Genomic DNA, 23,170 nt, shown 5'->3' with positions numbered 1-23,170 from the left:
AATCCGGCCCCCGCAACCAATCAAAATTTGATGAAGTAATAGCAGTACGGTGACGCGGGGTGGAGCAGCCTGGTAGCTCGTCGGGCTCATAACCCGAAGGTCGTCGGTTCAAATCCGGCCCCCGCAACCAATTATTGAACACCCTAACGGGTGTTTTTTTGTTTCTATTCTCCCATAAAAAAAGCGCCATTCAGCGCCTTTTTATCATCCCCTTCTCGCCAGCGTCGCCCCATCGGCAAAATACGCTTTAATTCCCGCAAGAATAGACTCCGCAACTTCCTGCTGGAAAGTCGCCGTTTTCAATTTGCGCTCTTCCTCAACGTTACTGATAAACGCCGTTTCGACCAGAATGGAGGGAATATCGGGCGCTTTCAGCACAGCAAACCCGGCCTGCTCAACCTGATTCTTATGCAGTTTGTTGATTTTCCCCAGCTTATTTAGCACGGCCTTACCAAACTTCAGGCTGTCGGCAATGGTCAACGACTGCACCATATCGAACATGGTGTGGTCGACATAGCGGTCGCCGCTTTTGCTCACGCCACCAATCAAGTCCGAGGCGTTCTGGGTTTGCGCCAGATATTTTGCCGCAGTACTGGTTGCGCCTTTGGTAGAGAGCGCAAACACCGAGGAACCGCTCGGCTGGCGACTGGTAAAGGCGTCGGCATGAATAGAGACAAACAAGTCAGCACGCTGTTTCTGTGCTTTTGCTACGCGCACTTGCAACGGAATGAAGATATCTTCATTACGCGTCATGTAAACCTTCATATTGCCCTCTTTCTCGATCAGAGAGCGCAGACGGCGAGCTATTTGCAATACCACGTCTTTTTCGCGCGTTTTGTATTTCCCCACCGCGCCGGAGTCTTCGCCGCCGTGGCCAGGGTCGAGCATAATGACAATCGGACGATCGCGCCCGGCCTTGCCTGGCTGTGGGCCACTCTGCGCAGGCGGCACCTGCTTTTCGAGGTCGCCTTTGTTGTAATCCTCCAGCAATGCCAGCAATGGGTCTTGCATGTCCTGAGCATTGGCCGGATAAAGGTCCATCACCAGACGTTCTTTAAACCCGGCGACCGGCGCGAGGGCAAACATCTGCGGTTTTACATTTTGCTTTAACTCAAAAACCATCCGCACGGTTTGCGGATCAAATTGGCCGACGCGTGCCGACTTGATGAACGGGTCGTCAGCGCGGATTTGCGCAGCCATCCCCTTGAGCACCGAGTTCAGGTTTACATCTTCGATATCCACCACCACGCGTTCAGGATTACTCAACGCGAACTGCTTATATTTCAGCTGACGATTTGATTCTACCGTCACGCGGGTGTAGCTGGACGCAGGCCAGACGCGCACCGCCACGACCTGGCTGACCGCAGCCAGACTCACCTGGCTTACGCTCAATAGCCACATGGCGCCCGCGCCTTGCAGTAAACGACGACGGCTGATTGCAGTGTTGGATCCTGACATGCCTCTCCCGAGCAAAAGAAATCTAAGCTGTGTAACAAGTAAACGACCAATTTGACCGGAAACTTTAGCGAAAGACGCATAATCTGTCATCTATAAAACGGTAAACATTCTATTTATATTCACGGTATTACTGATAAAAAAGTCGCACTCGCATAAAATTTGCACTTGCACACGGCGAAAAAACAGAATAAAAATACAATAATTTCGAATAATCATGCAAAGAGGTGTGCCGTGGTAAAGGAACGTAAAACCGAGCTGGTCGAGGGATTCCGCCATTCGGTTCCCTATATCAATACCCACCGGGGAAAAACGTTTGTCATCATGCTCGGCGGAGAAGCCATTGAGCATGAAAATTTCTCCAGTATTGTCAATGATATTGGGTTGTTGCACAGCCTCGGCATCCGTCTGGTGGTGGTTTATGGCGCACGTCCGCAGATCGACGCGAATCTGGCAGCGCATCACCACGAGCCGCTATATCACAAGAATACGCGCGTGACCGACGCCAAAACGCTGGAGCTGGTGAAGCAGGCTGCGGGTACGTTACAACTGGATATAACCGCTCGCTTGTCAATGAGCCTCAACAACACGCCGTTGCAGGGCGCGCATATCAACGTCGTCAGCGGCAATTTTATTATTGCCCAGCCGCTGGGCGTGGATGATGGTGTGGATTATTGCCATAGCGGGCGCATCCGGCGGATTGATGAAGAAGCGATTCATCGCCAACTGGACAGCGGTGCGATTGTGCTGATGGGGCCGGTGGCGGTTTCGGTCACTGGCGAGAGCTTTAACCTGACCTCGGAAGAGATTGCCACTCAACTGGCCATCAAACTGAAAGCTGAGAAGATGATTGGTTTTTGCTCTTCACAGGGCGTCACTAATGACGACGGTGATATTGTCTCAGAACTTTTCCCTAACGAAGCGCAAGCGCGGGTAGAAGCCCAGGAAGAGAAAGGCGATTACAACTCCGGTACGGTGCGCTTTTTGCGTGGCGCAGTGAAAGCCTGCCGCAGCGGCGTGCGTCGCTGTCATTTAATCAGTTATCAGGAAGATGGCGCGCTGTTGCAAGAGTTGTTCTCACGCGACGGTATCGGTACGCAGATTGTGATGGAAAGCGCCGAGCAGATTCGTCGCGCAACAATCAACGATATTGGCGGTATTCTGGAGTTGATTCGCCCACTGGAGCAGCAAGGTATTCTGGTGCGTCGTTCTCGCGAGCAACTGGAGATGGAAATCGACAAATTCACCATTATTCAGCGCGATAACACGACTATTGCCTGCGCCGCGCTCTATCCATTCCCGGAAGAGAAGATAGGTGAAATGGCATGCGTGGCTGTACATCCGGATTACCGCAGTTCATCAAGGGGCGAGGTTTTGCTGGAACGCATTGCAGCCCAGGCGAAGCAGAGCGGCTTAAGCAAATTGTTTGTACTGACTACGCGCAGTATTCACTGGTTCCAGGAACGCGGATTTACCCCGGTGGATATTGATTTGCTGCCGGAGAGCAAAAAGCAGTTGTACAACTACCAGCGTAAATCAAAGGTGTTGATGGCGGACTTAGGGTAAGCGATGGAAATCGCCGGATGCGATATGCGTAACACTCGTAGGCATGATAAGACGCGCATGCGTCGCATCAGGCACCGGCACTCATCGTCGGATGCGGCGTGAACGCCTTATCCGACCTACGGAAAATCAAAGGTGTTGATGGCGGACTTAGGGTAAGCGATGGAAATCGCCAGATGCGATATGCGCAATGCCCCCAGGCATGACAAGACGCGCATGCGTCGCATCAGGCATCGGCACTCATCGTCGGATGCGGCGTGAACGCCTTATCCGACCTACGGAAAATCAAAGGTGTTGATGGCGGATTTAGGGTAAGCGATGAAAATCGCCGGATGCGATATGCGCAATTCCCCTGGCATGATAAGACGCGCATGCGTCGCATCAGGCAATCACATTTATCCCCGCGAACTAAACAACGCTGCCAGCCCGCTACGCCGCTCGGTGCGCGTGGCGATTGCCGCACTTAAAATGCGTTCATCGGCATACAATGACAAACGCCGACGCGCACGGGTCACCGCGGTGTAAACCAGCTCTCGTGTTACTACCGGCGTGCGTTGGCTCGGTAAAATCAACGCCGCATGGTCGAACTCCGATCCCTGCGATTTATGTACCGTCATCGCCCACGTGGTTTCGTGCTCTGGCAAGCGACTCGGTTGCACCGACTTGATATTGCCATCCGGCATTGCAAACCAGACGCGCGTCCCCTGCCCGCGATCCAGAGCAACACCGATATCACCATTAAACAACCCAAGCGCACTGTCATTACGGGCAATCATCACCGGCCGGCCTTCGTACCAGCGCGAGTGCGGATGACGATGAATTTTGCGCTTCTGTTGCATAAACTGCTCAATTCGCTCATTCAGTCCAGCCACACCAAACGGCCCTTCCCGCAGGGCGCACAAAAGCTGATACTCATTGAACGCCTGAATGATTAAATCCGGCTCGGCACGCGCTTGCAGCAGATCCAGATAACGTCCGTAACCCGCAAGAGCTTCCTCAAGCATCGCAATATAATCTTCGCCGCTCTGTAAAAGCCGTTTTTCGATATCAGTAAAATCCTGCTGAAAAACGGTTTTCACTGCCGTTTTATCGCCACGATTAATAGCCGCCGCAAGCTGACCAATGCCAGAGTTGCTGCCGAAACGGTAACTCTTTTGCAGCAGGCAGAGACTGTCGCGCAAAGATGCCGCTTCTGTGCCGCTTCCCGCCGGAACATGGCTTCCCGTCAGGCGGCTCAACTGCCCGGCACGCTCTGCGGTAAAGCCCGCATTGGCATAAGCGCAGATATCGCCCAGCACAGCTCCAGCCTCAACGGAGGCCAGTTGATCGCGATCGCCGAGAAAGATCACTCGCGCATGATCGGGCAAGGCGTCGATCAGTCTCGACATCATCGGTAGATCGATCATTGACGCTTCATCCACCACCAGCACATCAAGATGCAACGGGTTACCCGCATGATGGCGTAAACGCTGGCTACCTGGCTGCGCGCCCAGGAGGCGGTGCAAGGTGCTGGCGTCTTCTGGTATGCGTTTCTTTTGTTCATCGGTCAGCGGTAACTGGCGCAGAGCCTTGCCGAGAGATTCTGTTAAGCGTGCGGCAGCTTTCCCCGTTGGCGCAGCCAGGCGGATACGACAGCGTTCACCGTCGGCCATCTGAATTAACGCAGCCAACAACTTCGCCACGGTCGTCGTTTTACCTGTGCCGGGGCCGCCGGAAATTACCGAAATGCGCCGCGTCAGCGCCACTGCTGCCGCCACTTTTTGCCAGTTAACTTCATCACCAGGCGGAAAGAGTTTATCCAGCGTTTGCGCCAGCAACGCTTCATCCACCTCGATGGCATGATTCACCTCATTGAAGAAGCGCGCCACCGTACGCTCGTTACACCACATGCGATTCAGATAAAGGCGATCGCCACAAAGGATCATCGGCGTTGGTTCATCTCCCCGGCTGACCGCTTGTGAAGCCAGCAAGCATTCTTCCCAATTTTGTAGCTCACCGATTTCACTGACACAGGTCGCCAACAGCGGATGCGACGCCTCGTTATTTTCCAGTCGTGAAAGCGGCAAACATACGTGTCCCTCTCCGGCATCATGACTTAACAGTGCCGCCGCGAGGGTGACGGCAGGATGTTCATCTCCGGCCACGGTCAGGGCAAATTGCACATCCAGCGGGCGTAGCTGTTTGTGCTCCACAGCTTCCAGTAATTGCTTTTGCAATTTCATTACGCCTCCTCCAGGGTCATACCGGCAAACATCTCATCCATCAGGTCAATCAACTCGGCGTTGGGTCGGGTCGCGTAGATCCCTTGTTGCGGATGTTCTTTATCAACGCCACGCAGGAACAGATAGATAACGCCGCCAAAGTGACGATCATAGTCGTAATCAGCAATGCGATGGCGCAGATAACGATGCAGCGCCAGGGTATAAAGCTGATATTGCAGATCATAGCGGTGTGCCTGCATCGCCGCTGCCATAGCCTGTTGGGTGTAGGCCGAACTGTCTTCACCCAACCAGTTGGATTTATAGTCGAGCAGGTAATAACGCCCTTCGTGGCGGAACACCAGGTCGATAAAGCCTTTTAACATGCCGCGTACCTGCATGAACTCCAGCGGCGGGCAGCCAGCGGATAGCGGGTCAAACTGGCGGATTAACGTATCAAGCTGACTGGCGATAAGCGGTTCACTAATCGGTAGATAAAACTCCATCTCCACCTGTTTATTGCGGGCGGAAAGTTGACTCAGGCTTACGCCGGTTTCATTGAGCGGCGCCTGAAGAATAGCGGTGATCCACTCAGTTAACACAGGTTCCCAGTGCGCTTCAAAACCGCCAAGCTCCAGTTTTTCCCGCACCCAGTTCGGGTCAACCGGCTGGGTAAAATCCAGGTCTTCAAACAAACTGTGCAAGAACGTCCCCGGTGACGCACCGCGCGGAAACTGATGTGGTGTTAACGTCGGTTCTTCAACGACGCTGACCACGCCTGCGGCATCAACATCCAGCCGTGGCATCAGATCCTGAGCGATACCGTGACCACGCTGCTGCAAACCTGAGTAGCTGGTGACACGCCAGTTATCGCCGGGCAATCGTTGTAGCGTCCTCGCATTCAGTTTTGCAGTTAAAGCATCATTAACCTGCCAGGGCTTGTTATCACCAGTTTGTGCCGTTTGCCAGGCAATATCATCATCGCATAACGCTTCAATACAGGTGCGAAGCCCTGCCGCATCTTGCGGTTCCCCTTTTTGCAGCAAACGCCCGAGCGCACTTTGGTGGACGTCGGTGTCACCTTTTTTATCGCCACGACGGCGCACTAGCGGTGCAACGCCGAGACTGCAATGCCAGACCGAACGCGTGAGCGCCACGTAAAGCAAACGCAGATCTTCAGCCAGACGTTCGGCTTCAGCAAAATCTACGCTTTCTGGCGCAGCGTTAAGATCCAGAACTGCTTCAAACGAGCCTCGATCGTGATAGAACGCCTGATCCTGTACACGGAAATTAGTGATAAACGGCAGCCAGACCAGCGGATACTCCAGCCCTTTCGATTTGTGGATCGTGACAATCTGCACCAAATGTTTGTCGCTTTCGAGGCGCATTTGTTGGCTGGAGGCATTACTGTCTGGCTCAAGGATATGTTGCGATAACCAGCGTACCAGCGCATGTTCACTTTCCAGCTGCGTTCCGGCTTCTTGTAGCAGTTCGCTGATATGCAAGATGTCAGTAAGACGCCGCTCGCCACCTGCCGTTGCCAGCAGGTTTTCTGCAATGTTGCGCGCCGACATCAGCGCCCGCAGCATTGGCATGACGCCACGTTTGCGCCAGATTTGCCGATAACCATCGAACTCTTCGACCACCGCGTCCCACGCATTTTCGTCATTGTTCAGCGTTTCGATATCCAGCGCGTTCAGCCCCATCATTGACGTTGCCAGCGCACTACGCAGGGTGTTCTCACGTTCGGGCGTCATCACCGCCTGCAACAACCAAAGCATTTCCTGCGCTTCCAGAGTTTCAAAAACACTGTCGCGGTTCGAAAGGTAAACGGAAGGGATTTCCAGCAACGTTAAGGCATCGCGCACCTGGGCGGCCTCCTGGCGGCTGCGCACCAGCACACTGATGTCCGAGGCACATACCTGACGTGCATCATCGCCGTTCATCAGCAACGCTTCCCCGCGCTGCCCGGCCTGTAACCAGTCGCGGATTTGCGCGGCACATACCTGCGCCATGGTACTTTGATAGTCGCCAACGCCGCAGCTTTCGCCTTCCATCAGCCACATTTTCATCGCTGGCTGCGTTTCACCTTTAAATACAAAACGCAGTGCCTGATTTTTCCCGGCAGATTTCACTGGAATAAACGGTATTTCGCGAAACATGAATGCGTCATCAGTCTGGCTGAAAAGCTTGTTTACGCTGTTCACCATTCCAGGTGCGGAACGCCAGTTGGTATCTAAGGTGTAGTGCGCGTGAACTTCGCTACGCGCCTTCATATACGTGAAGATATCCGCACCACGGAACGCATAAATGGCCTGTTTCGGGTCGCCAATTAGCAGCAATGCGGTTTCCGGCTGATGGTGCCAGATACGGCGAAAAATCCGGTACTGCTGCGGGTCTGTGTCCTGAAATTCGTCGATCATTGCCACCGGGAATCGCGTACGGATCGCCGCTGCCAACACCTCGCCGCTTTCGCTACGCAGCGCGGAATCGAGCCGACTTAACATGTCGTCAAAACCCAGTTCGCCACGGCGACGTTTTTCACGCGCTACCGTTTCGCGGATCTCAGCCAACGCGCGGGTGATCACCAGGTCGCGGATCGACAATGGTTCTGCAAGCAGTTGATCGATCGCCTCAAACAGCGGATGTCGCGGGGTTTCTCCCCCGGCTTTCGTGCGATCTTCTAAGAAACGCTGAGAGAATTTTTCCAGCGACTCTGGCAACTGATAACTGTTTGTCTCTTCTTCTGCCCAGGCACTGATCTTGTCTATCCATTTCGCCTGATTGCTACGGTTAAACTTGCGTCGATCAATACCAGAAGATTCGATCAGCGCATCCAGTTCACCCACTGCGTCGCGCCACTGCTGTTTTACCGTATCAATACGCGCCACAATTTGCGCGTGGCGGGAAGCCAGCGTTTCATCATCGGGCGGCGGTGCTTTGATAACCGGCGCTTCGCCTTGCAGATAACGATTAATATCGCGCAGTAACGCCTGCGGCCCTTTCCAGGTTTCAAAGACTACCTGAGCAATTTCACGCGGTAACGGGTAGCAATGGCGACGCCAGAAATCGGCGCAGGCCTGGTAGCGTAGCAGAGACTCATCTTCAATCAGCTGCTGCTCAAACAGCATGCCGGATTCAAAGGCATTCAGGTTGAGCATACGCTGGCAAAAACCGTGAATGGTAAAGACTGCCGCTTCATCCATCTGCCGCTCGGCTAACAGCAACCACTGCGCGGCCTGTGCTTTATCGTCGAGCTCTTCCAGCAGGCGTTTGTACAGTGGATTGTCGGTGGTTTCACGCAAACAAGCGATGCGCAGCTCGTGGATATTGCTACGGATACGACCGCGCAATTCTGCCGTGGCAGCCTCGGTAAAGGTCACCACCAGCAGTTCTTCAACGGTCAGCGGGCGGGGAAAGGCGGCAGAACCGCCTAGTCCAAGTAACAGGCGCAAATAGAGCGCCGCAATCGTAAAGGTTTTGCCTGTGCCAGCAGAGGCTTCAATCAGGCGCTCGCCCTGTAAGGGCAAGCGCAAAGGATCTAGAGTCTCGGCGACATCACTCATTCTTTTCACTCATCAGGGGCATTGTTTGCTGCAACGCGCTGACGTTCTCCCACACTTTCCAGCCTTCAGGGTGTACATATTCTGCTTTCCCATTCTGGCTGCCGGAAATCTGCGACAGGATAGCCATGCCTTGCGGCTCGACTACCGCCTGATGGAAGAAATCGGCCAGTTTTTGCGGCGTCAGCAGTTTAATCTGGGCTACGATTTTATCACGCGAATCGAAGCGCATATTGCCGCGATCGAAATCTTTACTTAACTTCGATGCTTCTTCGCCGAGCGTTTGCGGTGCCTGCAGCATCTGAGTAATTACCGCCTGCTGGATTTGCGCAAACTCTTCTGGCTTCATCGCCCGCAATTTTGCCTCTGCGGTTGGGAAAAACGCCTTGTAACGCTCCCACAAGAATGAAGGCTGTTTATCATTGCTTTGCAAAAGGAAGCCCATGCCCCACTGACGCCCCACGCTCATTGGGAATGCAAACACGGCATAGCCCAACTGTTCTTCGGTGCGCAACTGGTTGTAGAACCACGGCTGTACTATCTGCCCCAGCAGAGAACTATACGCTGAGCTGGTGTATTCATCGTAGCCAGTCGGTACAAATACCGCTGCCAGCGCAGAGTCGGTGCTATTACCGGCTTTTTCAAAGATGACGGATTGTTTTTTATCGACCAGTACATCTTTGTTACGACACCACTCTGAGCCATCAGCGCCCAACTGTTTTTGCACATTGCGCGCCAGCGTTGTTGCCTGGGCTTCGGTCATGTTGCCAATAACCATAAACTCTGGTCGAGCCCCTGATTTTAAGGCGTCGCGATAGGCCAGCACCTCTTTCAAAGTGATGGAAGGCAAAATTTTGCGCCGTTCATCACGCGAGAAGTAAGGCACCTGGGAGAGCATCTGCGCGGGCATAATCGCCTGCTCAAACGCTTTGCCCTTTTCTGCGGAATCCATCATCTGGTTATACCAGGATTTTGCCTGCTCAAGCTGATCTTCCGTGGCGGTATAGCTAAAGTACCCCTCGAGCAATGCCTGGAACAGCTGCGGCAGACGCTGGGTGTAACCATTAGCATTAACCATAAGGCCGTTGTTAGCATTGGTGGAAAAACTAATGCCGCCAACCGATGCCTGGTTGCTTAACTGATCAAGCGCCAGCCCTGCGAGATAATCATTGAGCGCAAACATCACCTGATTGCGGGCGCTGTCCATGGCTTTCGGATTACGCAAAATCAGGCTGACATCGGCTTTTGGCTCGCTGGCAAAATAACGGCTCGGCGCATACACCACACGCAGGTTCGATTCATCAACAATCAGCTCTGGGTGGTCATATTTCTTCTCTGACTTAATCAGCGAGAAATCGTCAGGAATATAAGGGTTAAGCTCTGGCAAAGAGAGCGCAATGTCGGCGGCTTTTTTCTGCCAGTCGGCGAAAGTTTGTGCGCTAATTTTATCGACCTGATACGGCGCATCTACAAAATAAGCCGTTTTATTGTGCGGCTCTTTCGGGCTGATATACCAGATACGCGCATTCTGCGGCGTCATCATCGCCAGACGTTCTTTTACCGCTTTAGCATCGTACCGATCGGCAATATTGACTGCATCCAGCGTATGCTCAACAGGAACGCGAATCATGGTATCCGCCAGCCATTCGACGTAATCCATATCACGGGTGATCGACGGATAACGGAAGTCGATATCCAGCACATTCGCCAGTTCATCGAAGTATTGTTTATCGATCCCTTTTTCACGTAACAAATTGAGGTAGCTAAAAATGGCCGCCACAACCTGATCGCGATTCGCCAGACCTTTATCGGTTAAAGAGGCTGAGATCGCTAAAACGCCGCTGTTGCCGTTGACGATAGGATCGGAGTTGGCGCTAATGCCCTCAACTAATCCCTGTTTTTGCAGCCAGTCGGAAAGTGTACCTGGGCTGCGATTACCAATCAGATAGGTAATCAATTCATCCGTTTTACTACGGAACTTCTCTGAGTTGTTATCGATGCGAAACTCAACGCGCAGAACTTTACGCGGCAGCGCCGGGACGTAATGAATGATAATGCCCTTTTGCGCGTCGGTGACTACCGGCACGGTGATTTCCGGTTTTTTGCTCTCTTTGTTCGGCACGCGACCGAAGGTGTCCGCCGCCATTTTTGCCAACTCCGGCAGCGGTTTATTGCTGTAAATAACCGCCTTCATCAGATTGGCGGAATAGTACTTCTCGTGGAAATCTTTCAGCGCCTGCTGCACCGGGTTACCAGGTTTATCGCTTAAAGTTTCGAGGTTACCACCAGAAAACTTTGAACCGGGGTGTGCCGGGTTAATGGTTTCTGCGCTGACCTGTGCCATGCGCATCCCGTCACGCGTACGCGCCATGGTTAATTCAGCGTTCACCGCATTACGCTCACGTTCGGCATATTTCTTGTCGAGCAAGGGTTCAGCAATAGCATCGGCCAGGCGGTCTACCGCACCAGGCAAGGCGTCGTTCTCAACTTCCAGATAGAAAGCCGTGCGATACGGCGCAGTGCTGGCATTGTGACTGCCGCCATGCATTTTGAGATATTCGGCCAGGCTATCAGCTTGAGGGTATTTTTTCGACCCCATCAAACTCATGTGTTCAAGGTAATGCGCCAGCCCCTGATAAGCCTCGGGATCTTCCAGCGACCCAACGGGCACCACCAGCGCCGAAAGCGATTTAACCGCCTGCGGATCTGAAACCAGCAATACCACCATACCGTTATCCAGACGCACAGCCTGATACTGGCGGTTATCTTTATCACTTTTACGGATGGTTTCCTGAATCGGCTGCCATCCCGTTTCTGCCTGACTTAAGGGTGCCCAGAGGGCGACAAACAACAATAATGCTTTGAACCAGGTGCTGCGGGGCATTCACGGACCTCATTATCAACTTTATTTTCCAACCAGATTCAACACGTTAACGCAAATCATCTGCCAGAATTTAATCTTGTGCTGAACGAGTCAGCCTATGTCTATATATCCATCAGTCCGTGACTGGTGCGCATCATAAAGTAAGCGAATGAATTGCGCAATTTTTATACAGCACTCATGACTGATTAAAGCGAAACAGCGGTAACAGAAAACGTTGCGATTGTTTAACGATGGCTTCCATTGTCTCTGGCGTTAATTGCCGCCATAGCCGTTGATACCAGATATCATCACCTTCGCCACGCACCATCATGTTGCCTTCGTAAGCCTGAAGGAATTTCGAACGAGCTTTTTGCAACGTGGATTCGTCGTCCAGCATGGCATCGTTTTCTGCGTCATAACAGGTTTTTAACCATGCACCGCCGCTTTCAGGTAATACCAGCAATGGCGCGGACATACCTTCACGATACCCTTCAATCAGCTGTGAGAGGTAATGTAAAGCCTGTTCGGCTGCAAGCGGCGGAAAACGCCACTCGCCGTCTTTGCGTAGAAAAAGGCGACTTTCACCATTACCACCGCTGGCACAGTAGACAAGGTGTTCCAGCCAAAGTTGCATTCCCTGCGCCACACTTAATAAAGAGGGACGCCAGCGCAACAGGCCATCCGACTGGACCTGCGGCAACCAGCCCGTTATTTGCACGCCGTTACAGGCGAGATCGATTTCCATGCTCTGGCCCGGCTGACGACAGGCAATGACTCTGTCGGCAAGTTGCTGCATTTCCTGACACTGCGTTTCCCAGAAAATTTCACCAAAGGCACCATACGGCAAATCACCTGCCGCCCGGAATCGGCGGAACAAGCGTTCGGCATCATCCTGCTCAACCAGTGCATTTAATAACTGCTGGTTGATTTGATAACGACTAAGCCCTTCAAGAATAAAAGGTTCGGTGTCGGGAATTTCGCTGTCTTCGGAACGGAAGTTCACCTGCAAACGCATCTGGAAAAACGCCCGCACCGGATGCGCCCAGAATCGTTGTAGCGTCTCCAGCGGCACAGTTTCCGGCAAGGTAAACGGTAGCGGCTGAACAAATTCAGAATGTGCCTTACCTGCCTGGCTGGCCGCGGGTAGCCACTCGCGCGCATAGCTTTGTAAGTTACCGGGCTGGTAGTTTTGCGGGTCAAACGGCATCCGGGTATGGTGGCAAGTAAGATGCGCTTTTACCCTTGCCTCGCTTTCATCACAGTTAAGCGCTTCATCGCCCGGTAGATAATGGCTTTGCCCGATGTAGTCGATCAGTTCCTGCACCAGAACCGACGGGAATCGTTCGCTGTTATCTTGAATGGAACGCCCGATATAGCTGATATAGAGTTTTTGTTGCGCGGATATTAACGCTTCCAGGAACAGATAGCGGTCGTCATCACGACGGCTACGGTCACCGCGCTTCGGTTTCTGGCTCATCAGGTCAAAGCCCAATGGCGCAAGCTGGCGTGGGTAAACTCCGTCGTTCATCCCCAGCAGGCAAACCACTTTGAACGGGATTGAACGCATTGGCATCAGCGTACAAATGTTAACCGGGCCTGCGAGAAAACGCTGGCTGATACGTTCTTGATCCAGGCGTTGTGCCAGTTCATCACGCAACAACGATAGCGGCACTGCGTCGCCATACTGCGCACCTAAACCTTCAGCGATAATCGCCTGCCATTGTTGCTCAATAAGCGTCATCGCCGCTTCGGTTTCCGCATCCGGCAGGAAGAAGGCATTGAGCATATCGCGGCAAACCGGCAGCCACTCTTCAAGCGGGCGCTCCTGCGCCAGCCCGCGACGCCAGATGTTTAGCTGCATTAGCAGTGAAGCCAGATGCCCCACCAGTTCTGCAATTAAGCCGCTCGATTCATCATAAGGTAGAACCGATTGCCACTCGCCCTGCGCGCTCTCCATCGCGTAGCCCAACAACATACGCGTCAGGCCAAATCGCCAGGTGTGTTGTCCGGTGGCGGGGAGTTCCAGCTCGCGAACGTTATCGTCATCTATCCCCCAACGAATGCCAGATTCGTTGACCCACTGACGTAAATAACGCAGCCCTTCTTCGGTAATGTCAAACCGCGCCGCCAGCACCGGCACATCCAGTAATGCCAGCACATCCTCCGACACAAAGCGACTGTCAGGCAGTGATAACAGGCTGATAAACGCTTCCAGCACGGGATGCGACTGCCGCGCCCGACGGTCGGAAATGGCGTAAGGCAGATACCGATCCGCTGGCGCACTGCCAAACACGGCCTGAATAAACGGACTGTAGCTGTCGATATCAGCCACCATCACGATGATGTCGCGCGGAGTGAGTGTCGGATCTTCTTCCAGCATCGCCAGCAGGCGATCGTGCAAAACTTCAACTTCACGCTGCGGGCTATGGCAAACGTGGAAGGTGATACTGCTATCCTGCGGGTCAAGCGGGCGTTTGTTATCGCTACGGGAAAACTCTTCGAGGTTCACGCCCGCAACGGCGCGGTTTTCCAGTTCCAGAATGTCGGACTGTATGTTATGCAGCAGATTGTCTGGCGTGACATCGACAAAGGCGTCCAGCTCCTGACTGTTCTCCAGATCGGAAAGGAGATAGATATAGTCGCGCCCCAACTTGCCCCAGGAGGCCAGTAGCGGGTTGCCGACATCCTGTTCACCGTCACTGTTAAAGAGCTGTCCGGCATTTTCGCTATCGCGAAATAGCGGCAATTCGCGATCTTCAAAACTGTGTCGACGCTGGCGGGTCAGCAGTTTCGCCAGATAAGCAGGATCTTTAATATCGCCCCAGTAATAACGGCAAGGGTTGGTAAACAGGAGATGGATTTCAATATGTTTACCCAGCGCCTGTAGCGCCTGGAGATAAACAGGCGGTAACGCGGAAATACCGCATATAAAGACGCGCGAAGGTAAGCCGGGTGGGCAGGTCGTCGCAGACTCCAGTGTTTCGATAAAGCGTTGATAGAGATTGGCACGGTGCCAGCGCGGTTGCCCGAGTTCATGGGTATATTCCACCAGCGCCTTCCACAACGGCGCTTGCCAGGCCTGCGCTTCTCCCAGCCCTTCAACCAGATGCCCGGCTTCCCACTGCGCCAGCCAGTCCGGGCGATAGACCAGATATTGGTCAAACAGGTCCGCCGCTTTTGAGGAAAGCTGAAACAGTTTTCGCTTGTCGCTATCGTCAGTCAGGTAATGACGCAATAGTGTAAAATCTTCGCGATCCAGCAGTTGCGGCAGCAGAGTCATCAGTTTCCAGGTCATACTCCGCTTGTTAAAGGCGCTCTCTTTGGGGATCTCTGGTAATACACGGACAAACATATCCCAGATAAAGCTTGCAGGCAGCGGAAAATCAATGTTTGCCGCAATGCCGAATTTCTGCGACAGGGTCATTTGCAGCCACTGCGCCATACCGGTACTTTGCACCAGAATCATTTCTGGCTCGAAAGGATCGTCCAGCCGTTCGCGTTCGACAATAAACTCCATCAACGCTTCCAGTACGTCCAGACGATTGGAATGGTAGACCCTTAACATAGCGGCTCCTGACTACTGACGATTCGGGCAATGCAGGCGGGTCATCTCGCCTTCTCTGCCCCCGGGTGAAAATAGCGTAACGCTGATGCTGACACATCCCGCCTGCGATGTCTGCATTCGGTTGACCTGCCAGTTTGCAGGTGGCGAAATCGCGCGCAGTTGTGCTTGCTGCCAGGCGTGGCGCCAGAGCTGCTGATACTGGTTTCTGCTGGCAAGACTGGTGCTTAATGTTCGCTGGTAACCAGATAACACAGTGACAATCATCACCATCAGTACCATCGCCAACATCACCTCCGGCAGGCTAAAACCTTGCTGATTCTTCAGGGAAGCTGACATAACGCCTCCTCTTTCAGCGGACAAAAATCACTCCAGCCATGTGGCGAAAATACGATATTCCCATCGATGACTTCCCCCATTCGCCATAATGAAACGTCTTCATAACCGGCTATTAGCAAGGCTTTATTATCCGCAAGTCTTCGCAGGCACGCTCGAGCACCCGTTGCGGCGTATTGCGAACACTGAACAGCTTGCTGTACCTGCCAGGCATGCATTTTCCCCCACTCAAGCGCCGACTGCACAATGGCCTGACGGCGTAATGACTGGCTTTCCATAGTCACGCGAGAGGCAAAACTACGCTCCTGCTGGCTCATTCCTTGTAACAGCAAGCTGCCCAAAACCAGCAGCATCAGGACCAGTGCCAGCGATGAAACACCCTTTTCGCGGTTCACAGGTTGAATCCTGTCACGCTATAGCTGGCATCCACCACGGTTTGTGGATCAGCCTTGCTGGCAGCGTGCATATTAACCGTCAGCACCGGCGGGAAACCGCTGTTATCCTGTCGGGTAACCTGAAAAGTGTCGATAACGACGGCATCTGGGTTGGTCAATTTATCCCAGCCCTTACCTTCACAGGATGTCGTGCCGCGTAGCGTTTCCAGGACATTGTCTTTTAGCCGAAATCCAATCTGGTCGGATTCTTTTCCCGGCTCATGCTCCCAGATACCGTTACTGTTCGCATCCCACTGCACAATGATGCAGTCACCCTGCCCAACAATTTTCAGACCTTCACCGGGACAGGTTCCATGACAATAACCTGCTCTCTGGAGATGCTTCGCGACTGTAAATACCCGCAGCCAGATTTCATCTTCCAGCGCCAGCTTGCGAGTAGTAATCAAACTGTCACGCTGTAATGCGGGCAGAAATCGCGCAGCTCCCAGCAGCAGTACGCTACTGATTGCCATAGCAATCAGCACTTCCAGCAGAGAAAAACCTTGCTCTTTTACAGGCATCCTTCTGTTTCTCCTTGCTGACAAAGCCGGAGCCTTCCCCACGGCGAAACCACCAACCACCACTCGCCCGCTGAATTTTTGAAGCGAATATGTCCGGCCCATGCAGTATTGCGTAGGCCAAAGAAAGTGAGCGAAGGTGTCAGGTCGCTCATTTCGACTTCGGGCCAGCGAGGCACAAAGACCAGCGGTGAACTGCCATGACAGGTATTCGCCCCAGCGGCGGCACTCGCAAGACACCATGACGTTCCCTCCCTGATGACACCGATACTGTGGTCGCGGTTATGCCAGTTGGCATCCTCACGTAAATAGAGCAAATAGTCTCGCGCCTGGCTGGCGGTTTGCCATAACCGTTGCGACTGCTGCCAGTACTGCCAGCCATAGAGACCACTTGCACTTAGCATGACCAAAATCAGCATCGCGACCAGCGTTTCAATCAGCGTATAACCACGTTGTGTTTTCATGCCGGCAGTATGCGGCGCGGAGAAAAAAAGACGAGTGCCAGTTTCTATTTCTTCGGCACGTCTTCCGGACTATTTACCCTGTTGCAGGGCGTTGCAAAATTTCGGGAAGGCGTCTCGAAGAATTTAACAGAGGATAAAAAAAACCGACGCACACTGGCGTCGGCTCTGGCAGGATGTTTCGTTATTAGATAGCCACCGGTGCCTTAATGCCCGGATGCGGATCGTAGCCTTCAATCTCAAAGTCTTCGAAACGGTAGTCGAAGATGGATTCGGGTTTACGTTTAATAATCAGCTTCGGCAGCGGACGCGGTTCACGGCTTAATTGCAGATGGGTTTGATCCATATGGTTGCTGTACAGGTGCGTGTCGCCACCGGTCCAGACAAAATCACCCACTTCAAGATCGCACTGCTGCGCCATCATATGCACCAGTAACGCATAGCTGGCGATGTTAAACGGCAGCCCCAGGAAGACGTCACAGGAGCGTTGATAAAGCTGGCAAGAGAGTTTGCCGTCTGCGACATAGAACTGGAAGAAGGCATGGCATGGAGCCAGTGCCATTTTATCCAGTTCCCCCACGTTCCACGCCGAAACAATAATGCGGCGGGAATCCGGGTCGTTTTTCAACTGGTTCAGCACTGTGGTTATCTGGTCAATATGACGTCCATCCGGCGTTGGCCAGGCGCGCCACTGTTTGCCATATACCGGGCCGAGGTCACCGTTTTCATCAGCCCATTCGTCCCAGATGGTGACATTGTTTTCGTGCAGATAAGCAATGTTGGTGTCGCCCTGCAGGAACCACAGTAGTTCGTGGATGATGGAACGCAGGTGGCAACGTTTGGTTGTCACCAGCGGGAATCCATCCTGCAGGTTAAAACGCATCTGATGACCAAAAATGGAAAGCGTTCCGGTTCCGGTACGGTCGTTTTTCTGTGTGCCTTCGTCGAGCACTTTTTGCATCAGTTCTAAATACTGTTTCATGGTTCCTCAGGAAACGTGTTGCTGTGGGCTGCGACGATATGCCCAGACCATCATGATCACACCCGCGACGATCATCGGGATGGAAAGAATTTGCCCCATGCTGATGTACTGCACCCAGGCACCGGTAAACTGCGCGTCGGGCTGGCGGAAAAACTCAACAATGATGCGAAACGCGCCGTAGCCAATCAGGAACAAGCCAGACACGGCCCCCATCGGGCGCGGTTTACGAATATACAGGTTGAGGATAATAAACAGCACCACACCTTCCAGCAGCAGTTCGTACAACTGTGACGGGTGGCGAGGCAGCACGCCGTAAGTATCAAAAATGGACTGCCACTGCGGATTGTTTTGCAGCAACAGAATATCTTCGGTACGGGAACCCGGGAACAGCATGGCAAACGGGAAGTTCGGGTCAACGCGGCCCCACAATTCACCGTTAATAAAGTTGCCCAGACGCCCGGCGCCAAGACCAAACGGAATAAGCGGTGCGATAAAATCAGAGACCTGGAAGAAGGAACGTTTGGTGCGGCGGGCGAAGATAATCATCACCACAATCACACCAATCAGGCCGCCGTGGAAGGACATGCCGCCGTCCCAGACACGGAACAGATACAGCGGATCGGCCATAAACTGCGGGAAGTTGTAGAACAGAACATACCCAATACGTCCGCCAAGGAAAACGCCAAGGAAACCCGCATAGAGTAAGTTTTCAACTTCATTTTTGGTCCAGCCGCTCCCCGGACGGTTCGCACGACGTGTTGCCAGCCACATCGCAAAAATGAAACCTACCAGATACATCAGGCCGTACCAGTGAAGCGCAACGGGTCCTATTGAGAAAATGACCGGATCGAATTCCGGAAAATGCAGATAGCTACTGGTCATCTGTCACCACAAGTTCTTGTTATTTCGCTGAAAGAGAACAGCGATTGAAATGCGCGCCGCAGGTTCCAGGCGCTCCAAAGGTGCGAATAATAGCACAAGGGGACCAGGCTGGTTGCCGGATACCGTTAAAAGATATGTATACGATCCGCGCTATAGCCCCCCGCGAATCAGCCCACCCATGCCGCGACGCTCCATAAATGCCGCAACCTGATGACGAACTTCAGTCGCCAGTTGTGCTTCCAGGCTGCGCCGCGCAAGGTTTTCCGCTTCGGCAAAATCAATGCGCCGCAGCAAATATTTTACGCGCGCGACAGAACGCCCGTTCATAGACAGATGGCGATACCCAAGCCCAATGAGGATTGCTACGCACATAGGATCTCCCGCCATTTCGCCACACAAACGGAGATCTATTCCTTGCGTTTCCGCTTCCCGGGCGATCATTGCCAGCGCACGTAACATCGCAGGATGCAAGCTGTCATAAATGTTCGCAACTCGCGTGTTGTTACGATCAACAGCCAGGATGTATTGAGTCAGATCGTTGGTGCCAACAGAGATAAAATCGACCCGGTTTGCCAGATGCGGCAGCATAAACACCATCGATGGCACTTCCAGCATGATACCGATACGCGGTTTCGGGATTGCATAGCCGATCATCTCCTCGACTTCACGTCCGGCACGTTCAATCAGGCGGCGTGCTTCGTCAACTTCATCGAGGCTTGTGACCATCGGCAATAAGATGTTCAGGTTGCCCGTTGCTGCATTAGCACGCAGCATCGCCCGCACCTGGATCAAAAAGATCTCCGGCTGATCGAGCGTAATGCGGATCCCACGCCAACCCAGACATGGATTCTCTTCGCTGATAGGCATGTAAGGCAGTTGCTTATCAGCACCAACATCCAGCGTGCGCAGCGTGACAGGCTTATCATTGAACATTTGCAACATGCCCTGATATTGCGCCACCTGCTCTTCTTCCGACGGGAAACCGCTTTGCAACATGAAAGGAATTTCAGTGCGATAAAGGCCGATGCCATCAATGCGGCTGCCCAGTTTTTCTTCATGTTCCGGGCTTAAACCTGCATTGAGCATGACTTTAATGCGCTCACCGCTTTTTAACTGTGCGGGTAAATTGACGTCATCTTCCGCCAGCCGGCTTAGCTCATTTTCTTCGCTAATTAGCCGTTGGTATTCTTGTAGCAACACCGGTTCCGGGTCGACCAGTAATTCCCCGCGATAACCATCAACAATCAGCGTCCGATGATGCAGCACTGAAGGTTGAATGTCCGCCCCCATCACGGTAGGAATACCCAGCGCGCGCACCATAATCGCCGCATGGGAGTTGGCCGCACCATCGCGTACGACGACGCCGACTAAGCGATCCTGGGGCAACTCCGCAAGGGTCGTCGCCGACAATTCATCTGCCACCAGAATGAAACGTTCCGGCCAGGCGTTCGGCCCCTGATTTGCATCATCAAGGTGAAACAGCAACCGCTGGCCCAGCGCGCGTAAATCGCCAGCGCGCTCTTTGAGATAGTTATCACTTAGCGCGGCAAACTGTTCAGCAAATTTTTCAATGACCGTTTTCACAGCCCACTCTGCGACCGAGCCTTTATCCACCTCGGCAAACAGTTCGCGACGCAAACGGGTGTCGGAAAGCAGGTGCGAGTAAAGATCGAAAATGGCCGCAGTTTCTTTCTGCGCCCCGGCAGCAAAGCGTTTGCTGTAACGACGAAATTCGTTAGCTGCCTCTTCCAGCGCTCCGGTCAGGCGCTCACGTTCCAGCGCTGGATCCAGCGTTGATGCCTGATACACCTGTTCCATTAAGGGTAAAGTGGCATCCTGCCAACCTTCGGCAATTGCCACGCCGGGTGCAGCCGGTAATGCGCGGATTCGCGTCTGGCGATATTGTCCGAATAAGGCAGTCAACTGCGACTGGGAAAGAATGGCCGCCATCTGGGTGGCGAGCGTCACCAGAAAGGATTCTTCGCTTTCATCGTACTGGCGTAGCTCTCGTTGCTGCACCACCAGCACGCCAAGCAATTGGCGACGCTGAATAATCGGAACGCCTAAGAAAGCACGGAAACGCTCTTCTTTTACGGAGGGGACATATTTGAAGCTGGGGTGTTTTTGCGCATCCGCAAGGTTTATCGGTTCCGCCAGCCTGCCAACCAGGCCGACGATCCCTTCATCAAACGCGAGCGTTACGGTGCGACCTCGCGGTTTTTTCAGCCCCCGAGTCGCCATCAGGTAGTAACAACGTCGGTCGTGATCGGCCAGGTAGACCGAACAGACTTCGGTATCCATCGCAAGACAGATGTCGGTAACCAGAATATTCAACGCCTCGTTAAGGCGGGGAGCACTGGCTACCTTTTCGACTATTTCGCGCAGGCGAGTGAGCATAATTGGCGTGACTTAACCTCTTTTACGTCGATAAGTAGATGCGTTTTGTGGTTTAGGCGTATTGTCCTGTAGCGCCATCACAACACTCGCAAACTCTTTCATTACCCTGCGGTAGACATCACGTTTAAATGACACCACCTGTCTGACCGGATACCAGTAACTTACCCAACGCCAGCCGTCAAACTCTGGTGTACTGCTGGTTTGCATATTGATTTCCGCATCGCCGCTCACCAGCTGCAAGAGAAACCATTTTTGTTTTTGGCCGATACACACCGGCTTCGTGTCCCAACGCACCAAACGTTTTGGTAATTTGTAGCGCAACCAGTTACGCGTTGAAGCAAGGATTCGAACGTCTTTACGGCTTAATCCTACTTCTTCAAACAATTCACGGTACATCGCCTGTTCTGCGGATTCTCCGGGGTTAATTCCGCCTTGCGGAAATTGCCAGGAGTGCTGACCAAATCGACGGGCCCACATTACTTGCCCCTGACGATTACAAATCACGATACCTACGTTTGGGCGGTAGCCATCGTCATCAATCACCGGACTACCTCAAAATAAAACTTTATATGCGAATGATTGTTTCATACTCCTGGAAGGCGGTAAACCACTCTCTGCAAGGCATTACACACTAATAACAATTGAATAACTCACAGTTAAGTGCAGAGTTATAAACAGCAGAGGGGGAACATCACCGTTTTTATTCACCTTTTCTGTGGATAGAGTTGTGAAGAACTACGGAATTACTACGGGAAAACCCAGAGCATTCTGAACACCCCTGATTCAGGCATTACAAAATAATAATTACTAATCAATGAACTAGGTGCTTAAATCGCTACCAAACAGGTAAAATCGTGACCTGTATCACACTCGCTGTATACGAGGTGGTGAAAGATCAACCAATGTCGTATTTATCCACAGAATGTGCCAATAAGTTAAGCACCGCATCACTAAAAATTGGAGTTTCGTCGCACGTCAAGGCTGTAAATGGAAACAGTAGTGAGGGTTTTTCACAGTTATCCCAGCTTTCTGTGGATAACATGGTGTAAGATCCTGTTTATTTTCAGTGACCAGATTTGGAAAACCTCCCCATACGTTGCGCAACACGGTTATCTGAGGCCTAAAAAGCAATATAAATCATGCAATTGAATAACACGCGTGGAAAAAGTTACACTTGGCATATCCGGTATAAAATTGCTGCTCAATTTTTAATCAAGGTATAACACCATGCTCCAGCCTCGCCCATTGCTCTCTCCACCAGAAACTGAAGCGCAGTTATTTGCGCAAGCACAGCAACTTTCCGGTTACACATTGGGTGAGCTGGCGGCACTTGCCGGGCTGGTTGCACCGGAGAATTTAAAGCGCGATAAAGGCTGGATAGGCGTGTTGCTGGAAATTTGGCTTGGCGCAAGCGCAGGCAGTAAACCTGAACAAGATTTTGCGGCCCTGGGCGTAGAGCTAAAAACGATTCCTGTGGATAGCCTTGGCCGTCCTCTGGAAACCACTTTCGTTTGCGTGGCGCCTTTAACCGGCAATAGCGGCGTCACCTGGGAAACCAGCCATGTACGTCACAAGTTAAAACGCGTGCTGTGGATACCTGTAGAAGGCGAGCGCAGTATTCCTCTGGCGCAGCGGCGCGTAGGGTCGCCATTACTGTGGAGTCCAAATGACGAAGAGGAACGGCAGTTACGCGAAGACTGGGAAGAATTGATGGATATGATTGTTCTTGGTCAGGTTGAAAGAATTACCGCTCGTCACGGGGAATATTTACAGATAAGACCTAAAGCGGCGAATGCGAAAGCGCTCACCGAAGCCATTGGCTCCCAGGGTGAACCGATTCTGACACTGCCACGCGGCTTTTATTTAAAGAAGAATTTCACCAGTGCGCTATTGGCTCGTCATTTTTTGATCCAGCACCCATCGCTTTGACCTGCCGCATTCCGGGCATATAATTAC

The 23,170-nt window shown here is 52.7% G+C and carries 16 protein-coding genes and 1 tRNA gene; 3 read left to right on the top strand and 14 right to left on the bottom strand.

Translation table 11 applies throughout. The features are described 5' to 3' along the window. Nucleotides 1-53: 53 nt before the first annotated feature. A tRNA-Met gene (locus tag D9597_RS01990) sits at nt 54-130 on the top strand. Nucleotides 131-204: 74 nt separating this feature from the next. Here the strand turns inward: D9597_RS01990 and amiC are convergent. After that, nucleotides 205-1,458, bottom strand: coding sequence for an N-acetylmuramoyl-L-alanine amidase AmiC (amiC, locus tag D9597_RS01985; RefSeq protein WP_044189882.1), 1,254 nt, complete (start codon nt 1,456-1,458; stop codon nt 205-207). 231 nt (nt 1,459-1,689) lie between these two features. On the opposite strand from amiC, the gene argA reads away from it, so the two are divergent. Continuing rightward, nucleotides 1,690-3,021 (top strand): amino-acid N-acetyltransferase, encoded by a 1,332-nt coding sequence (gene argA, locus D9597_RS01980; RefSeq protein WP_064529846.1) that lies wholly within the window; start codon nt 1,690-1,692, stop codon nt 3,019-3,021. A 392-nt stretch (nt 3,022-3,413) separates the two neighbouring features. On the opposite strand, the gene recD is transcribed toward argA, so the two are convergent. From recD to D9597_RS23505, 13 genes are all read right to left on the bottom strand, one after another. Next, nucleotides 3,414-5,240: an exodeoxyribonuclease V subunit alpha gene (gene recD, locus D9597_RS01975; RefSeq protein WP_130221496.1), complete on the bottom strand. Its 1,827-nt coding sequence runs from the start codon at nt 5,238-5,240 to the stop codon at nt 3,414-3,416. Beyond that, nucleotides 5,240-8,782, bottom strand: coding sequence for an exodeoxyribonuclease V subunit beta (gene recB / locus D9597_RS01970; protein ID WP_130221495.1), 3,543 nt, complete (start codon nt 8,780-8,782; stop codon nt 5,240-5,242). The genes recD and recB overlap by 1 nt, the downstream gene beginning before the upstream one ends. Then, entirely contained in the window at nt 8,775-11,663 is a 2,889-nt protein-coding gene (gene ptrA / locus D9597_RS01965; RefSeq protein WP_130221494.1) for a pitrilysin, read from the bottom strand. The genes recB and ptrA overlap by 8 nt, the downstream gene beginning before the upstream one ends. Nucleotides 11,664-11,838: 175 nt before the next feature. Continuing rightward, complete coding sequence (gene recC / locus D9597_RS01960; protein ID WP_130221493.1) at nt 11,839-15,207, bottom strand: exodeoxyribonuclease V subunit gamma; 3,369 nt, start codon at nt 15,205-15,207, stop codon at nt 11,839-11,841. 12 nt (nt 15,208-15,219) lie between these two features. Next, nucleotides 15,220-15,543 carry a prepilin-type N-terminal cleavage/methylation domain-containing protein gene (locus D9597_RS01955; protein ID WP_130221492.1) on the bottom strand — a complete coding sequence of 108 codons (324 nt, stop codon included), beginning with the start codon at nt 15,541-15,543 and terminating at the stop codon, nt 15,220-15,222. Beyond that, nucleotides 15,528-15,935 (bottom strand): DUF2509 family protein, encoded by a 408-nt coding sequence (locus D9597_RS01950; protein ID WP_130221491.1) that lies wholly within the window; start codon nt 15,933-15,935, stop codon nt 15,528-15,530. Before D9597_RS01950 ends, D9597_RS01955 begins: the two co-directional genes overlap by 16 nt. Beyond that, on the bottom strand, nt 15,932-16,495 hold the full coding sequence (locus D9597_RS01945) for a prepilin peptidase-dependent protein (protein ID WP_130221490.1): 564 nt from the start codon (nt 16,493-16,495) through the stop codon (nt 15,932-15,934). The genes D9597_RS01950 and D9597_RS01945 overlap by 4 nt, the downstream gene beginning before the upstream one ends. Then, nucleotides 16,486-16,956 (bottom strand): prepilin peptidase-dependent protein, encoded by a 471-nt coding sequence (locus tag D9597_RS01940; protein ID WP_130217877.1) that lies wholly within the window; start codon nt 16,954-16,956, stop codon nt 16,486-16,488. The genes D9597_RS01945 and D9597_RS01940 overlap by 10 nt, the downstream gene beginning before the upstream one ends. 184 nt (nt 16,957-17,140) lie before the next feature. Beyond that, on the bottom strand, nt 17,141-17,935 hold the full coding sequence (thyA, locus tag D9597_RS01935; RefSeq protein WP_000816232.1) for a thymidylate synthase: 795 nt from the start codon (nt 17,933-17,935) through the stop codon (nt 17,141-17,143). Between the two features lie 6 nt (nt 17,936-17,941). After that, the gene (gene lgt / locus D9597_RS01930) at nt 17,942-18,817 is read right to left on the bottom strand and encodes a prolipoprotein diacylglyceryl transferase (protein ID WP_032239304.1); all 876 of its coding nucleotides are present in this window, start codon (nt 18,815-18,817) and stop codon (nt 17,942-17,944) included. Nucleotides 18,818-18,967: 150 nt separating this feature from the next. Then, complete coding sequence (gene ptsP, locus D9597_RS01925; RefSeq protein WP_130221489.1) at nt 18,968-21,214, bottom strand: phosphoenolpyruvate--protein phosphotransferase; 2,247 nt, start codon at nt 21,212-21,214, stop codon at nt 18,968-18,970. A 12-nt stretch (nt 21,215-21,226) separates the two neighbouring features. Beyond that, the gene (rppH, locus tag D9597_RS01920; RefSeq protein WP_130207736.1) at nt 21,227-21,757 is read right to left on the bottom strand and encodes an RNA pyrophosphohydrolase; all 531 of its coding nucleotides are present in this window, start codon (nt 21,755-21,757) and stop codon (nt 21,227-21,229) included. A gap of 352 nt (nt 21,758-22,109) precedes the next feature. Beyond that, nucleotides 22,110-22,256 (bottom strand): hypothetical protein, encoded by a 147-nt coding sequence (locus D9597_RS23505; protein WP_276319965.1) that lies wholly within the window; start codon nt 22,254-22,256, stop codon nt 22,110-22,112. Nucleotides 22,257-22,441: 185 nt separating this feature from the next. Between D9597_RS23505 and mutH the strand changes: the two genes are divergently transcribed. Beyond that, nucleotides 22,442-23,143 carry a DNA mismatch repair endonuclease MutH gene (gene mutH / locus D9597_RS01910; RefSeq protein ID WP_130221488.1) on the top strand — a complete coding sequence of 234 codons (702 nt, stop codon included), beginning with the start codon at nt 22,442-22,444 and terminating at the stop codon, nt 23,141-23,143. Nucleotides 23,144-23,170: the final 27 nt, after the last annotated feature.

It is taken from the genome of Escherichia sp. E13S3 (genome assembly GCF_004212325.1).
Classification (GTDB): Bacteria; Pseudomonadota; Gammaproteobacteria; order Enterobacterales; family Enterobacteriaceae; genus Escherichia.
This window is presented reverse-complemented; position numbering and strand designations above follow the sequence as displayed.